Annotated in this window: 21 protein-coding genes; 20 read left to right on the top strand and 1 reads right to left on the bottom strand. The window is 65.0% G+C overall.

The window, feature by feature from the left end:
* Nucleotides 1–85: 85 nt before the first annotated feature.
* From BLR92_RS00440 to BLR92_RS00365, 16 genes are all read left to right on the top strand, one after another.
* Nucleotides 86–901: a GPO family capsid scaffolding protein gene (locus BLR92_RS00440; protein ID WP_089724449.1), complete on the top strand. Its 816-nt coding sequence runs from the start codon at nt 86–88 to the stop codon at nt 899–901.
* Nucleotides 902–912: 11 nt separating this feature from the next.
* The gene (locus BLR92_RS00435) at nt 913–1,935 is read left to right on the top strand and encodes a phage major capsid protein, P2 family (RefSeq protein ID WP_089724447.1); all 1,023 of its coding nucleotides are present in this window, start codon (nt 913–915) and stop codon (nt 1,933–1,935) included.
* Nucleotides 1,936–1,950: 15 nt separating this feature from the next.
* Nucleotides 1,951–2,670 (top strand): phage terminase small subunit, encoded by a 720-nt coding sequence (gpM, locus tag BLR92_RS00430; RefSeq protein ID WP_089724445.1) that lies wholly within the window; start codon nt 1,951–1,953, stop codon nt 2,668–2,670.
* Between the two features lie 100 nt (nt 2,671–2,770).
* Nucleotides 2,771–3,238: a head completion/stabilization protein gene (locus tag BLR92_RS00425; RefSeq protein WP_175488688.1), complete on the top strand. Its 468-nt coding sequence runs from the start codon at nt 2,771–2,773 to the stop codon at nt 3,236–3,238.
* Between the two features lie 73 nt (nt 3,239–3,311).
* Nucleotides 3,312–3,527, top strand: coding sequence for a tail protein X (locus BLR92_RS00420; protein ID WP_089724441.1), 216 nt, complete (start codon nt 3,312–3,314; stop codon nt 3,525–3,527).
* A 70-nt stretch (nt 3,528–3,597) separates the two neighbouring features.
* Nucleotides 3,598–3,906 carry a hypothetical protein gene (locus BLR92_RS00415; protein ID WP_089724439.1) on the top strand — a complete coding sequence of 103 codons (309 nt, stop codon included), beginning with the start codon at nt 3,598–3,600 and terminating at the stop codon, nt 3,904–3,906.
* Nucleotides 3,903–4,259: a D-Ala-D-Ala carboxypeptidase family metallohydrolase gene (locus BLR92_RS00410; protein WP_089724437.1), complete on the top strand. Its 357-nt coding sequence runs from the start codon at nt 3,903–3,905 to the stop codon at nt 4,257–4,259. Before BLR92_RS00415 ends, BLR92_RS00410 begins: the two co-directional genes overlap by 4 nt.
* Nucleotides 4,256–4,693, top strand: coding sequence for a holin family protein (locus BLR92_RS00405; RefSeq protein WP_089724435.1), 438 nt, complete (start codon nt 4,256–4,258; stop codon nt 4,691–4,693). The genes BLR92_RS00410 and BLR92_RS00405 overlap by 4 nt, the downstream gene beginning before the upstream one ends.
* Nucleotides 4,690–5,181: a phage tail protein gene (locus tag BLR92_RS00400; RefSeq protein WP_089724433.1), complete on the top strand. Its 492-nt coding sequence runs from the start codon at nt 4,690–4,692 to the stop codon at nt 5,179–5,181. The genes BLR92_RS00405 and BLR92_RS00400 overlap by 4 nt, the downstream gene beginning before the upstream one ends.
* A complete protein-coding gene (locus BLR92_RS00395; protein ID WP_089724432.1) occupies nt 5,174–5,626 on the top strand; it encodes a phage virion morphogenesis protein in 453 nt (150 codons plus the stop codon). The genes BLR92_RS00400 and BLR92_RS00395 overlap by 8 nt, the downstream gene beginning before the upstream one ends.
* Nucleotides 5,627–5,686: 60 nt before the next feature.
* Complete coding sequence (locus BLR92_RS00390) at nt 5,687–6,253, top strand: phage baseplate assembly protein V (protein WP_217636510.1); 567 nt, start codon at nt 5,687–5,689, stop codon at nt 6,251–6,253.
* Nucleotides 6,253–6,603, top strand: coding sequence for a GPW/gp25 family protein (locus BLR92_RS00385; protein ID WP_089724430.1), 351 nt, complete (start codon nt 6,253–6,255; stop codon nt 6,601–6,603). Before BLR92_RS00390 ends, BLR92_RS00385 begins: the two co-directional genes overlap by 1 nt.
* Nucleotides 6,600–7,517, top strand: a complete 918-nt coding sequence (locus BLR92_RS00380) for a baseplate J/gp47 family protein (RefSeq protein WP_089724429.1) — start codon at nt 6,600–6,602, stop codon at nt 7,515–7,517. The genes BLR92_RS00385 and BLR92_RS00380 overlap by 4 nt, the downstream gene beginning before the upstream one ends.
* Complete coding sequence (locus BLR92_RS00375; protein ID WP_089724427.1) at nt 7,510–8,136, top strand: phage tail protein I; 627 nt, start codon at nt 7,510–7,512, stop codon at nt 8,134–8,136. The genes BLR92_RS00380 and BLR92_RS00375 overlap by 8 nt, the downstream gene beginning before the upstream one ends.
* Nucleotides 8,129–9,796 carry a phage tail-collar fiber domain-containing protein gene (locus BLR92_RS00370; RefSeq protein WP_089724425.1) on the top strand — a complete coding sequence of 556 codons (1,668 nt, stop codon included), beginning with the start codon at nt 8,129–8,131 and terminating at the stop codon, nt 9,794–9,796. Before BLR92_RS00375 ends, BLR92_RS00370 begins: the two co-directional genes overlap by 8 nt.
* Before the next feature lie 8 nt (nt 9,797–9,804).
* Entirely contained in the window at nt 9,805–10,479 is a 675-nt protein-coding gene (locus BLR92_RS00365) for a hypothetical protein (RefSeq protein ID WP_089724423.1), read from the top strand.
* Nucleotides 10,480–10,656: 177 nt separating this feature from the next.
* Here the strand turns inward: BLR92_RS00365 and BLR92_RS19490 are convergent, their stop codons facing one another.
* Nucleotides 10,657–11,295 carry a hypothetical protein gene (locus tag BLR92_RS19490; RefSeq protein WP_139171554.1) on the bottom strand — a complete coding sequence of 213 codons (639 nt, stop codon included), beginning with the start codon at nt 11,293–11,295 and terminating at the stop codon, nt 10,657–10,659.
* 184 nt (nt 11,296–11,479) lie between these two features.
* On the opposite strand from BLR92_RS19490, the gene BLR92_RS00355 reads away from it, so the two are divergent.
* The 4 genes from BLR92_RS00355 to BLR92_RS00340 all read left to right on the top strand — a co-directional run bounded on the left by BLR92_RS00355 (nt 11,480) and on the right by BLR92_RS00340 (nt 14,115).
* Nucleotides 11,480–13,000, top strand: a complete 1,521-nt coding sequence (locus tag BLR92_RS00355) for a phage tail sheath protein (protein ID WP_175488687.1) — start codon at nt 11,480–11,482, stop codon at nt 12,998–13,000.
* Between the two features lie 38 nt (nt 13,001–13,038).
* Entirely contained in the window at nt 13,039–13,548 is a 510-nt protein-coding gene (locus tag BLR92_RS00350) for a phage major tail tube protein (protein ID WP_089724420.1), read from the top strand.
* Between the two features lie 79 nt (nt 13,549–13,627).
* Nucleotides 13,628–13,966, top strand: a complete 339-nt coding sequence (locus tag BLR92_RS00345; RefSeq protein ID WP_089724419.1) for a phage tail assembly protein — start codon at nt 13,628–13,630, stop codon at nt 13,964–13,966.
* A gap of 26 nt (nt 13,967–13,992) precedes the next feature.
* Nucleotides 13,993–14,115: a GpE family phage tail protein gene (locus BLR92_RS00340; protein ID WP_089724417.1), complete on the top strand. Its 123-nt coding sequence runs from the start codon at nt 13,993–13,995 to the stop codon at nt 14,113–14,115.
* Nucleotide 14,116 lies beyond the last annotated feature (1 nt).

Here is a 14,116-nt window from a genome sequence, read left to right as displayed (position 1 = left end):
CGTCTACAACGGCAATCAATTGAGCGGGCAAGCCCGGGCGCGGAACCTGACGGCAACATCCGGTTCCGCAACCCCGAGGAAGCCCATGCCCTGGTTCAAAGTCGCCACCGAAGGCGCCACCACCGACGGCCGTTCGATCTCACGCCAGTGGATCGAACAGATGGCCAAGAATTTCGACCGCGCCAAGTACGGCGCCCGCGTCTGGCTGGAACACACCCGGGGCCTGTTCGCCGACGGGCCGTTCCCCGCCCTGGGCGATGTCACCGCGGTCAAGGCCGAGGAGGTCGACGGCAAGCTGACGCTATTCGCCGATATCGACCCCACCGACAAGCTCAAGCAGATCAACGGCGAACGCCAGAAGATCTACACCAGCATCGAAGTCGACCCGGATTTCGCCAGCACAGGCGAGGCCTACCTGGTCGGCCTCGCGGTCACTGACTCCCCGGCCAGCCTGGGCACCGACATGCTGCAGTTCAGCGCCCAGAAAGGCGCCGACTCCCCGCTGGCCCACAAGAAGCAGCGCCCCGAGAACCTGTTCACCGCCGCGCTCGAAACCGACCTGGACTTCACCGCCCCCGCGCCGGAAAACCAGGGCCCCAGCCTGGCCGAGCGGGTCAAGGCGCTGTTCAAGAAGCACGACGCCAAGACCGACCAGGGCTTCGCCGACTTCCGGACCGAGCTCGAGCAGACCCTCGAGCTGTTCGTGCAGCGCCATGCCGCCATGGCCGACGACCTGGCCGCCCGGCCCACGGCCGCCGCTTTCACTGAGCTGAAGGACGCCCACGCCACGACACAGCGCCGCCTCGACGAGCTGTACACCCAGCTCGACAACACCCCCGATACGCCCACCCGCAGCGCCGCCACCGGTGGTGACGGTGGCGTCGTACAAACCGACTGCTGAGCTGAGAGACCATGAAAAAAGACACCCGCATTGCCTACAACCGCCTGCTCGACCGTATTGCCGAGCTCTCCGGCGTGCCCAGCGCCAAGGAGCAGTTCGCGATCGAGCCCACGGTTCAGCAGACCCTCGAATCCAAGATCCAGGAATCGAGCCAGTTCCTGAGCGCGATCAACGTCGTCGGCGTCGACGAGCTCAAGGGCCAGAAGCTGGGCCTCGGCGTCACCGGGCCGATCGCCAGCCGCACCGACGTCACCCAACGCGACCGCACCACCACCGATGTCTCCGCCCTCGAAGCCCACGACTACGAGTGCGCGCCGACCGAGTTCGACACCCACATCACCTGGGCCAAGCTCGACGCCTGGGCCAAGTTCCCGGATTTTCAGACCCGGGTGCGCAACGCCATCGTTCGCCAGCAAGCGCTGGATCGCATCATGATCGGCTTCAACGGCACCTCCGCCGCCGTCGAGACCGACCGCGCGACCAACCCGCTGTTGCAGGACGTCAACATCGGCTGGCTGCAGCAGTACCGCGACCACGCCCCCGCGCGCGTGCTCCGCGAAGGCGCCAATGTCGGCGAGGTGCGCGTCGGGCCCGGCGGCGACTACGAGAACCTCGACGCCCTGGTCTATGACGTCGTCAACGAAATGCTCGATCCCTGGTTCCAGGAATCCACCGACCTTCGCGCGATCTGCGGCCGCAAGATCCTCGCCGACAAGTATTTCCCACTGATAAGCGAGTACCAGCAGCCCACCGAGCAGCGGGCGCTGGACATGATCGTCAGCCAGAAGCGCATGGGCGGCCAGCAGGCCGCGCGGGTCCCGTTCATGCCCGACGGCACCCTGCTGATCACCCCGCCGGAAAACCTCTCGCTGTACTGGCAGAACGGCAGCCGCCGCCGCTACCTCGAGGAGAACCCCAAGCGCAATCGCGTCGAGAACTACGAGAGCTCGAACGACGCCTACGTGGTCGAGGACTACGGCTTCGGCTGCCTCGTCGAGAACATCGTCTTCGGCGACTGGACCACCGCCGCGTAAGGAGATCGCACCGCCATGCTCAGCCCCGCGCGCAAGCGCTTCCAACAGGTCACCGCCGCCCGGGCGGCCGGTGACACCCAGCCCGGCCGGCAACAGGCCGGCGAGCAGTACGAGATCCACGCCGCCGCGCTGTGGGAGGCCCGCCGAACCCTCAAGGGCATCAAGTCCCTCGAGGCCAAGGTCGCCCGAAAGCGCGAGCTGCTGCCGCAGTTCGACGCCTATGTCGCCGGCGTGCTCGAGGGCGGCAACGGCGCCCAGGACGATGTGCTGATGACCGTCATGCTGTGGCGGTTCGACATCGGCGACCTCGCCGGCGGCCTGGCCATCGCCGAATACGCCCTGCGCCACGGCCTGGAAACGCCCGATCGCTACGAGCGCGACACACCCTCACTGGTCACCGAGCAGGCCGCCGAGGAAGCCCTGGCGCTGCTCGAGAAAGCCAGCGCCGACGAGACCGACAAGGGCCACACCGCCGCCGAGCTGGTCATGCACCTGAGTCGCGTCGAGGCGCTCACCCGCGACGCCGATATGCACGACCCCATCCGCGCCAAGCTGCACAAGGCGCTGGGCTATGCCTATCGCGACAAGGGCGGCCACGCCCGGGAAGCCATCGACCATCTCAAGCGCGCCCTGTCGCTGAACGAGCGCGTCGGGGTGAAGAAGGACATCGAAAAGCTCGAGCGCGAGCTCAAACAGCAGAACGTGAACGGCCCGGGCGGCAACGCCCCGGCCTGACGCCACCGAGTCGCACGCCGACGTCACGGGGGCGCATGGCTAGAGCGGAGCTCGCTCACGGCTCGACGCCATGCCCACCCCCGTTCTTGAGGGCCCCGCAATGTCACTCGTCGCCTACGGCACCCACACACCGGCGGAAGCCGCCGAGATCGCCAACAACGCCTTCTGGCCGGCGCTCGATCCCGACGACTTCCGCGTCCAGCATCGCATCGATACCACCATCACCCAGCCGCGCGTGACCACCGCGCTGCGCGTTGCCATGGCCTCGGTCAATCGGCAGCTCGCCGACTGGCAGGCCACCCAGGTCGAGGCCGGGCATGGCGACGTCGACAGCGTGCCGCTCGAAGCCTGGCAGACCGCCGGCCACCATCGCCTGCTCTACGTTCGTGCCGTCCATGCCGAAGCCCACGCCAACCTGCTCGAGCGCTATCGCGACGTCAGCGCCACGGCCGAGGGCGACGAGCGTGGCGAGGCAAAGAACGAAGCCGCCGACGACTACCGCCGCGACGCGCGCTACGCCGTCGCCGAGATCGAGGGCCGCACCCATACAACCGTGGAGCTGATATGAACGACATCCCTGTCGTTCACCCGTCGGGCCAGCGCTGCGCGCTGTTCCAATCCTCTCCCGGAGGATTGGTCTGATGCCCCGCGTCGTGCGCGCCCACCAGAACGACACCGTCGACCGGCTGTGCCATCGCGTGCTGGGCCGCACCGCCGGCGTCACCGAACAGGTGCTCGCCCTAAACCCCGGCCTGGCCGAACTCGGCCCGGTACTGCCCCAGGGCACCGCCGTCACGCTGCCCGAGGTCGATACACGACAACCGCGGCGCGCCAAGACCGTGCAGCTGTGGGACTGACAAGCAGAGGAACCATGGGACCCCAGACCACACGCAACAGGCCAGCGAGCAGCCACCGGGAGGCTGCGTAATGGCCCAGGACGGAACAGTGAAGCCATCGATGTTCGAGCGGCACCTGCAGACCGGCATCCAGCTTCTGCTGGTCGGGCTGCTGGGCTGGGCCGGCCTCAAGCTGGTGTCGCTCGGTGAGGACAACGCCGCGCTCCAGGAACGACTGATCTACCAGGGCGACCAGATTGCGAGTCTGCGTCGCGACCTGCGCGACTGGAGCAACCTCTACTACCGCAAAACCGACGCCACCCGCGAGATCGGCGCGCTGCAGGACGACGTGCGCGACCTCAAGCAACGCATTAGCACCCTGGAGGAACACCACCCATGACACGCATCAGCCCCGATTTTCAACGCCACGAATTCGCCTGCCACTGTGGCTGCGGCTTCGACACCATCGACGCACGAACGCTCGAGATCGTCCAGGCTGTGAGGGACCATTTCGGCGTCCCCGTCACCGTCAACAGCGGCTGCCGCTGCCCCGCACACAACCGAAGGATCGGGGGCGCCACCCACAGCCAACACCTGCTTGGACGTGCCACCGACATCGCCGTCGCCGGCGTCGCCCCCGATACCGTGCACGCCTGGATCGATGCCCATTTCCCCGAGGCCAGCCTCGGACGCTACGCAACCTTCACCCACGTCGACACGCGCACTGATGGCCCCGCGAGGTGGAACGGATGAATCTGATCGGCAACATCCTCGGCACCGTCGCCGGCCCGGTGTTCGACGTAATCGACCAGGCCATCACCGACAAGGACCAGGCCGCTCGGCTCAAGGCCGAGTTGAAGCGTCGCCTGATCGACCAGCAGGATGCCGGCCTGCAGGCACGCATGAAGGTGGTGCTCGCCGAGGCCACCGGCGAGTCCTGGCTACAACGCAACTGGCGGCCGCTGCTGATGATCGTCATCGTCGCGATCGTCGCAAACAACTACCTGCTCGCCCCGTATCTCGGTGCCATGTTCGGCGTCGGCCTGCAGCTGGCCCTGCCCGAGCAGCTATGGGATCTCATGACGATGGGCGTCGGTGGCTACATCGCCGGGCGCTCCGGCGAAAAGATCGTCGACACGCTGCGCGGTAAGCGCGGCCGCCTCATGGACGAGATCGACACGCGATGAAGAAGCTCACCGCCCTGCGTCAGTACCTGATAAATAGCGTCCCCGATCTGCAGCGCAACCCCGACCGGCTGCTGACCTTCATCCAGGACGGCCGCGTCGCCTTCCACCGTGGCCAGCACCTGAGCCACGAGTACCGTGTGCCCGCGCAGATCGTGCTCACCGACTACGCCGGCGAGCTCGACGCGGTGATGATTCCGCTGCTGCAGTGGCTCGCCCACTACCAGCCAGACCTGGTTCCAGAGGAGGCCGTCCAGTTCGGGGCCGAGATCCTCGACAACGACCGCTGGGACCTGGCCCTGACCGTCACGCTCACCGAGCGCGTCGTCGCCCTCGTCGACTGCGCCGCCGGGCGCATCACCGCCGAGCACCGCATGCCCGAATACCCCATCGACGCCTGCCCAGCCACCCACTGGCGGCTCTACGTCAAAGGGCCGAGCCAGGACGACCACCAGCTAACCAGCGAATGGGGCGCGCCCAGCGATGGATGATCTCGACGCGCTCGAGGAGTGGGCCGCTCCGCTGATCGCCCGGCTCGAGCCCCGGCAACGCCGCGCGTTGACCCGGCGCGTCGCCCTCGACTTGCGCCGTGCCCAGCGCGAGCGCATCAAGGCCCAGCAAAACCCCGACGGCACCCCGTTCGAGCCCCGCAAACCACAGCATCGCGCCCAGCAAGGGGCCATCCGCCGCAAGGCCATGTTTTCGAAGATACGAACCGCCAAGTACCTCAAGGCCAAGGGCAACGGCGACACCGCCGAGGTCGGCTTCGTCGGCCGGGTCGCGCGCATTGCCCGCGTCCATCAGAAGGGCCTGCGCGCCCGGGTCGATCGCGACGGCCCCATGTATGACTACCCCGCGCGCCGCCTGGTCGGTTTCAGCGCCGCCGACCGCGAGCTGATCCGCGACAGCCTGATCGATCACCTCGCCACGTTGTAAACGCCCCATCGACAACGCCCACCGCTAGAGCCGAGCGCCCGCGCGGGCAAGCATGGCGGCATGAACGAACGCATGCTCGGCGCCGCCGAACTCCTACGCCTGATTCACAACCTGGTCCGCATCGGCACCATCGCCGAGGTCGACCACGACGCCGCGCGCGTACGCGTGAAATCCGGCGAACTGCTCACCGACTGGCTGCAGTGGCTGACCCTGCGCGCCGGCACTACCCGCGACTGGGACCCGCCGACCGTGGGCGAGCAGGTCATCCTGCTCTCCCCCGGCGGCGATCCCGCCGGCGGCATCGCCATCACCGGCCTGTTCAGCGCCGCCCACCCCGCGCCGGCGGCCAGCGCCGATCTGTGGCGCCGGCTGTTCCCCGATGAAGGCCTGTTCGAATACGACCACGCCGCCAAAGTGCTGCGCATCAAGCTGCCGGGACGCATCGAGATCGAGGCCCCCGGCGGCACATCGTGGCTCGGCGATATCGGCCACCAAGGCGACATGACCCGCCAGGGCAGCTATGCCCAGGACGGCGGAACCCTCACCCACAACGACAAGAACGTCGGCTATGACCACCCGCACAGTGGCGTCGTCCCGGGTGGCGGTAACAGCGGAGGGCCCGTTTGATGCCCGGCATGAACCGCATCACCGGCGGCTCACTCGGCGAGCTCGAGCACATCCGCCAATCCGTCGCCGACATTCTAACCACGCCCCTGGGCAGCCGCGTCATGCGCCGCGACTACGGCTCGCTGCTTCCCGACCTGATCGACCAGCCGCTTCACGACGCCACGCTGCTGCGCGCCTACGCGGCTAGCGTCATGGCCATCATGCGCTGGGAGCCACGCATCCGCGTGACGGCCATTCATAGAAGCGTCAGCGCCAAGCGTCCCGGTACCGCTTCACTCGAGATCCAAGGCCAGACGGCGGATGGCCGAGAGGTCATCCTCGACGTTCCGATCGCGGGAGCCGCCGCATGAGCAGTCCTATCGACCTCTCGCGCCTGCCCGCCCCGGCCATCGTCGAATCCCTCGACTTCGAGACCATCCTCGCCGAGCGCAAGGCCGCGTTGATCGCACTCTACCCAGCCGACGAACAGGCCAGCATAACCGCCACGCTCGAGCTCGAGTCCGAGCCGCTCACTAAACTGTGCCAGGAGAACGCCTACCGCGAACTGCACTGGCGGCAGCGCGTCAACGAAGCGGCCAAAGCCGTGATGATCGCTCACTCAGGAAAGGGTGACCTCGATAACCTGGTCGCCAATTTCAACGTCCAGCGCCTGACCGTGGACCCAGGCGACCCAGGTGCTGTACCACCTGTCCCGCCGACGCTGGAACCGGACGATGATCTCCGTCTGCGAGGGCCCGAGGCCTTCGAGGGGCTCAGCGTGGCTGGGCCGACCGGGGCCTATGAATTCTACGCCCGCAGCGCCGACGGTCGCGTCGCCGATGTCTCCGCGCTTTCGCCGGAACCCTGCGACGCGCTGGTCACGGTGCTTTCACGCCTCGGTAACGGCACGGCCAGCCAAGACCTACTCGATATCGTCTACGACGCGCTCACTCCCGAGGACATTCGTCCGGTTTGCGATCGCGTCACCGTTCAATCCGCAGCGATCACCGAATACGCCATCCAGGCCGTGCTGCACTTGCATGAAGGCTTTGGCCCCGAGCAGGAGCTCATTCTCGAAAGCGCCCTGGCCCGCGCTGAGCAGTACCGCATCGAGCAGCGCAAGCTCGGCCGCAGCATCTACACCGACGCCATCGAAGCCAAGCTGCATGTCGAGGGGGTCAAGCACGTAGAGCTGATCTCACCGGCGGGCCACATCCTGTTCGACCGTACCCAGGCCGGGCATTGCACGGGCATCGACGTCACCCTGGGGTCGAGCAATGGCTGATATCTGGACGCTGCTACCCCCCAATGCGTCGTTCCTCGAACGCGCCGCCGCGACGGCGCTCGCCGAGATCGAGTGCGTCCCGGTACCGCTACGCGATCTCTGGCACCCCGACCGGTGCCCGGCCCATTTGCTGCCCTATCTGGCATGGACCTTCTCGGTCGATCGTTGGGATCCGACCTGGTCGGAAGCCGCCAAGCGCGCGGTGATCCGCAGCTCGTTCTATGTACACCGCAAGAAGGGGACGATCAGCGCTCTGCGACGCGTCGTCGAGCCGCTCGGCTATCTGCTGGAAGTCACCGAATGGTGGCAGACCCAGCCCGAGGGTCAGCGCGGCACCTTCGCACTCAGGATCGGCGTGCTCGACACCGGCATCACCGAAGAGATGTTCGTCGAGCTCGAGCGGCTGATCGCCGACGCCAAACCACTGACTCGCCATATCACCGGCCTCGACATCACGTTGAGCACCTCTCTGATGACCCATGTCGGGGTTTCCGTCTACGACGGGGACGAACTCGACGTGCTGCCCTGGGAGACGCCCGACATCGATGTCATCTGCCACTCGCGGCATGCCGTGGCCACCACCACCACCGACACACTGGAAATCCATCTCTATGGTTGACGAAAACTCCACCTTTGGCGGTTTCCTGACCGACATCGGCGAGGCCAAGCAGGCCAATGCCAACGCGCTGAAGATCCCTTGGAAGCTCACCCATATGTTGCTGGGCGATGCCAATGGCACTGACCCGGTACCGGCTCCCGAGCAGGCAGGATTGATCAATCAGGTTTACCGGGCTGCGATCAACCAGCTATTCGTCGATCCGGCCAACCCCGCGATCCTGATCGCCGAACTGGTGCTGCCACCCAATGTTGGCGGCTGGTGGATCCGCGAGCTCGGCCTCGAGGACGAGGATGGTGACTTCGTCGCCGTCGCCAACTGCGCGCCCAGCTATAAACCGCTGCTCGCACAGGGCTCGGGACGCAACCAGGTGGTGCGCATGCACCTCATCGTCAGCAACACCGCAAACGTCGAGTTGAAGGTCGACCCGAGCGTCGTGCTCGCAACACGCTCTTATATCGATGACTCGGTAGCCGAGCATGAGCAAAGCCGCAACCATCCAGCAGCGACGACGACGGCGTTGGGGTTTGTCGAGAAAGCCACGCCCACAGAGGCTAAGAACGGCACGCCCGATAAGTTCCCCGACTCCGCCGCCTTGAAAGCCACGCTGCTGCATCACAGCGTTGGCGGCGCCATCGACCTGCCCGGTGGCACAGACCTGAACACGGTGACCCGCCCCGGCCTCTATTTGTATGTGGGTGGGGTTGCTTTGGTGAACGGGCCCATCAGCGGCGCCGGATACATAGAGGTAATAAACAGGGAAAGCGCCGACCTGCCAATGCAGAGGTTCAGCCGGACCTATGAGAATCGTCTATGGCTGCGTGCTCGTACCGGCACACTCAGCACGTCAGGCTGGACGCCGTGGGTGGAGATACTACACAGCGGCAACCAGCAGGCAGCGACAACGACCCTAGCCGGAGTCGTTGAAAAAGCTACGACAGACGAGGCCAAGGCCGGCGCCGCCGACAAGTTTCCTGACGCGGCGGGTGTGAAAGCTGCAATTGCCGCTTCACGGTCTGGCGACCAGTTCTCTACCTACGATGCCGCCCGCACGTACACCACCGGCGAGATCACTCGCGGCTCGGATGGCCGGTTCTACGAGTTCTACGACCGCGACCAGGCCGGCACGGTCAAGGGCGTCGACCCGACCAACGTCGCCAACCGTCCGCATGTCTGGATGGAGTGGCATGGCGTGCGCCCTGGGACGGTTATCGAATGGCGTTCGACGACGCTGCCCGAAGGTTACGTGGAGAATGATGGTGCAGCGATTGGCCGCTCAGCCTATCGCCGTATCTATGCCGCTTTCGGTACGACGCATGGCGTCGGAAATGGCGCTACGACGTTCAATCTTCCCGATGACCGAGGTGAATTCAAGCGGGGCCTAGATAGGGGGCGCGGGGTCGATGCTGGCCGAGAGATGGGATCTCACCAGGTCGATGCGCTGCAGAACATCACAGGCTCAATCGCCAGAGTTGTGGCGAACCCGTTAGGGCTGAATCCGACTGGAGTGTTTACAGCTGTCCAAGATGGCGGGACAACCGATACTGCCGCAGGGTCTGGTGAAGCCACTTGGAATATCTCGTTTAACGCATCGCGTGTTGCGCGGACAGCGGCCGAAACCCGGTCCCGCAACAATGCCGTCATCTACCTGACCAAGATTTGAGGTCCACCATGACTCGCATTTGGGACATTAATCCAGTCGACCAGACGATCATCGACCCCGCTGGCCGCGAGTGTCCGATCGACCCGATGAGCGGACAGCCAAAAATCCCCGGCAGTGCGATGACCGAAGCCCCACCGCCGACCGGCGAGCACGAAGCCGCACAAGCTATCGGCGGAGCTTGGCAGGTCGTGCCTGACTGGCGCGGCCATGTCTACTGGACAGATGACGGGGAGCGCCACGAGATTGCCGAGCTAGGCATCGAGCCGCCCGGGGGTGCGCTCAATGAGGCGCCGCCCACACCGCTCGACGACCTTGCCACCGCCGCGCTCGCCCGCATCAACGCCGGCTATGCCTCCGCGCTGAAAGCGATCCTCGATCAATACCCGCGCGATGAAACGCTGAGTTTCGACAAGCAAGAAGCCCAGGCGGACGCCTGGTGGGCATGGTACGACCCCGACGGCAACGACCAGGCCGGTACCGAGCCGACGACCCCCTACCTCGATTCGATGCTGATCACCCGCCCGATCGGAAAGCTCGAGCTTGTGAACCGCATCCGCGACAAGGCCGCAAGATTCAGCGATGCTCACGGCCAGGCGACGGGGAAGCGTCAGGCGTTGGAGGACGAGGTGAGAGCCGCACTAGAGGCTGAGGACCGGGATACGCTGGCAGCCCTAACCTGGTAACTCACACCCCCTGCAGATCCAGCGCTCTACCAGCAGCCTTGGGCTCTACGATATGCTCGGTGCTCTGCACTAGCTCGCGGGGCCCAGCCTCTATTGCAACTGATGGATGGGGCGTCGATTGCCAAGCGGTATGGGCTGAAGGCGGCGAGTCAAGGATTGGAACCGTCGAAGATGGGTTTAGTCCAGAAGGTGGCCAAATTTTGACGACAGCTCACGATAGGTACGTGATTTAGGCTTATCCCGAAAAGTGTGCCCCTCAAATTGGTGAGTAACGAAAATCCATTTTCTTTCATAAACATCCGAATATCTAATAACCAAGGAAAAACCCGACATATGACCCGCTAAGGCTTCATTAGAAATCCTGACACGTTCCCAGGCTCCCACAGACTGCCTATTTTCTTCAGGGGGATAAAAGGAGGCCAATTCAATGTGGTCACCGGCACCCATTGCATAGCCAAAGTCCATAGCTGCAACTCTTGAAACACGAATATTCTTATCAAATGCCTTTCGAAGAACATCTCTAACTTTTTCGTGAGAAAATCCTTGACCTTGCTTATTGTTATAAAAAACACGGAAATCCTGAATTACCGCTGGCCCAAATCCTTTGTTGTGTATTTCTACTGTGCAAAGTTCATCCTCATGGCCTGGGTAGCTTGCCCATACGGAAAAAACTGGCTGCACTGAGTTTCGACCGGTTCGCCACTGAGAGTGAGCACTCCAAGCTACGAACCACAGCGTCACAACTGACGCCAAGGCCCCCATCCAATCAATCCAATTACTACCCGCTGCTTCAATAAAGACCTGTATCACTGCCATCCCCTCTAGCCCACATGCTTGTTAGCGTTAATTCTACAACGTTCCCTACTCGTCCTTCGCCACCCTCCCCCGCACGTTGTATTTCCCCAATCCACAACCCCCACCGCTAGAGCCTCGCGCCTGCGCAGGCAAGCATGGCAGCACGCATTGCAATGCCATCGCTCAACCTGCGCAGGAGCCCCTCATGGCCCAGGATTACCACCACGGCGTCCGCGTCGTCGAAATCTCCGGCGGCACCCGGCCGATTCGCACGGTGGCCACCGCCGTCATCGGCCTGGTCGCCACCGCCCCGGATGCCGCGCCCGGCGTCGCCGCGTCCGCCCTCGTCGACTTCGCCGCCGCCAATGCCGACGTCACCTATACCGCCGTCGATACCGGCACAGCCGGTAACCAGATCCGCATTCGCTACGTCGACCCGGGCGCCGCCGATCAGCTGCTCGCCGTCACCGTCAGCGCCAAGAGCATCACCGTCTCGCTGGGTACCGACGTCGACGGCGCCATCGTCACCACTGCCAGCGAGATCGTCGCTGCCATCGCCGCCAGTACCGAGGCCGCCGCCCTGGTCACCGCCGCCCTGCCCGCCGGTAGCACCGGCACCGGCGTGGTCGGCCCGGTGGGCTACACCAACCTCACCGGCGGCGAGAACGAGCCATTTCCGATAGGCACCGAAACCCTGGTCACCGACCTTTACGCCGCCCAGGGCGATGCTGGGGAGGAAGGCACCCTGGCTCGCAGTCTGGATGCCATCGTCGACCAGACCAAGGCCATGGTCGTCGTGGTGCGTGTCGCCGAAGGCCAGACTCCCGAGGAAACCAAGGCCAACATCATTGGCGGCGTGGATCCGCTAACCGGCAAGAAAACCGGCATGCAGGCCCTGCTCGCCGCCGAGCAGGCCTTCGGCGTCAAACCGCGCGTGCTGGGTGTGCCGGAATACGACGACGTCGACGTCGCCAGCGAACTGATCGGCATCGCCCAGAAGCTGCGCGGCTTCGCCTACGTCAGCGCCCATGGCTGCGCGACCAAGGAAGAAGCGGCCATGTACCGCGAGAACTTCGGCGCTCGCGAGGCGATGGTCATCTGGCCGGACTTCACTGGCTTCGACACCGCCACCAGCTCGACGCGCACCTTCCCCGCCGTCGCTCGCGCGCTGGGCCTGCGCGCCAAGCTCGACAATCAGATCGGCTGGCACAAGACGCTTTCGAACGTGGCCGTCAACGGCGTCACCGGCATCAGCGCCGACGTGTTCTGGGATCTTCAGGACCCCAACACCGACGCCGGCTACCTCAACAGCCACGAAGTCACCACGCTCATCAACCGCGGCGGCTATCGCTTCTGGGGCTCGCGCACCTGCTCGATCGACCCGCTGTTCGCCTTCGAGAACTACACCCGCAGCGCCCAGGTGATCGCCGACACGATTGCCGAAGCCCATCTGTGGGCAGTCGACAAGCCCATGCACCCCAGCCTGGTGAAGGACATCGTCGAGGGCATCAACGCAAAGTTCCGCGAGTGGATCCGCCTGGGTTACCTGCTCGGCGGCTCGGCATGGTTCGACGCCGAGATCAACACGCCGGAAGTGCTCAAGGCCGGCAAGTTGTACATCGACTATGACTACACGCCCGTCCCGCCGCTGGAAAACCTCATGCTGCGTCAGCGCATCACCGACCGCTACCTGGTCGACTTCGCCGACCGGGTCGCCGCCGCCTGATAGCCGGTTCGGCATCGGGAACCAGATAGGAGAAGACAATGCTTCCCAAGATCCTCAAGGACTTCAATCTCTTCGGTGACGGCAACAACTGGCAGGGCATGATCCCCAGCCTGACGCCGCCGGAGCTCGGCCGCCGCATGGTCGAGTACGAAGGCGGCGGCATGGACGGCCCCATCGAAGTCGACATGGGTGCCACCCTGCAGGAAATGAGCTGGACCGCCGGCGGGCTGATCGTCGATGGCCTGTTCGACACCTTCGGCTCGCCGATCCACGACGCCGCCCAACTGCGCATGACCGGCAGCTACGAGAGCGACGAGACCGGCGAGGTCGTCTCCGTCGAGATCACCGTGCGCGGCCGCCACAAGACCATCGCCATGGGCGAGGCCGCCAAGGGCGACAACTCCACGACGGAAGTCACCACCACGCTCAGCTACTACAAGCTCGTCGTCGATGGCGAAGAGATCATCGAAATGGACAAGCCCGGCTACGTCTTCAAGGTCCGCGGCGAGGATCGCCTCGCCAAGCGCCGCCAGGCACTCGGCCTGTAAGCGCGCCGTAACGCCCCGAGTCCCAACAGCCAGCGCCGCCCACCCGGGCGGCCCGAACATCGCCCCAGGAGAGTTACCCATGGCCGAACAAGCCACCGACACCCAGCCCGAAGTCCCGGCCGAGCTGCCCAGGCAACAGACCGAAACCGTCGAGCTCGACAGCCCCATTCAGCGCGGCAAGACGCCGATCACCGAGATCCACGTCCGCAAGCCCAAGTCCGGCGCGTTGCGCGGCGTCGCGCTGACCGACGTGCTGCAGATGGACGTCGCGGCGCTCACCAAGGTGCTGCCGCGCATCACCGAGCCGGCGCTCACCGAGGCCGAGATCCGCGACATGGACCCGGCCGATCTCGTCCAGCTCGGCGGCGTGGTGGCCGGTTTTTTGCTGCCCCGGAAGGCCCGCGAGAGCAACGACTGAGCCTGCCGGAGCGCGTCGACGACGCCATGGCGGATCTCGCCATGGTGTTCCACTGGACGCCCGCCGACATGGACGGCATGCCCCTGGACGAACTCATGGCCTGGCGGGAGCGCGCCCGCCTCCGCCACGAACCGCCCACCAAGCCCTAAC

The sequence above is a fragment of the Modicisalibacter muralis genome (assembly GCF_900102945.1).
In the GTDB taxonomy this organism is placed as follows: domain Bacteria; phylum Pseudomonadota; class Gammaproteobacteria; order Pseudomonadales; family Halomonadaceae; genus Modicisalibacter; species Modicisalibacter muralis.
The sequence above is the reverse complement of the archived record's forward strand: the minus strand, read 5'-3'. Positions and strand labels throughout refer to the sequence as shown.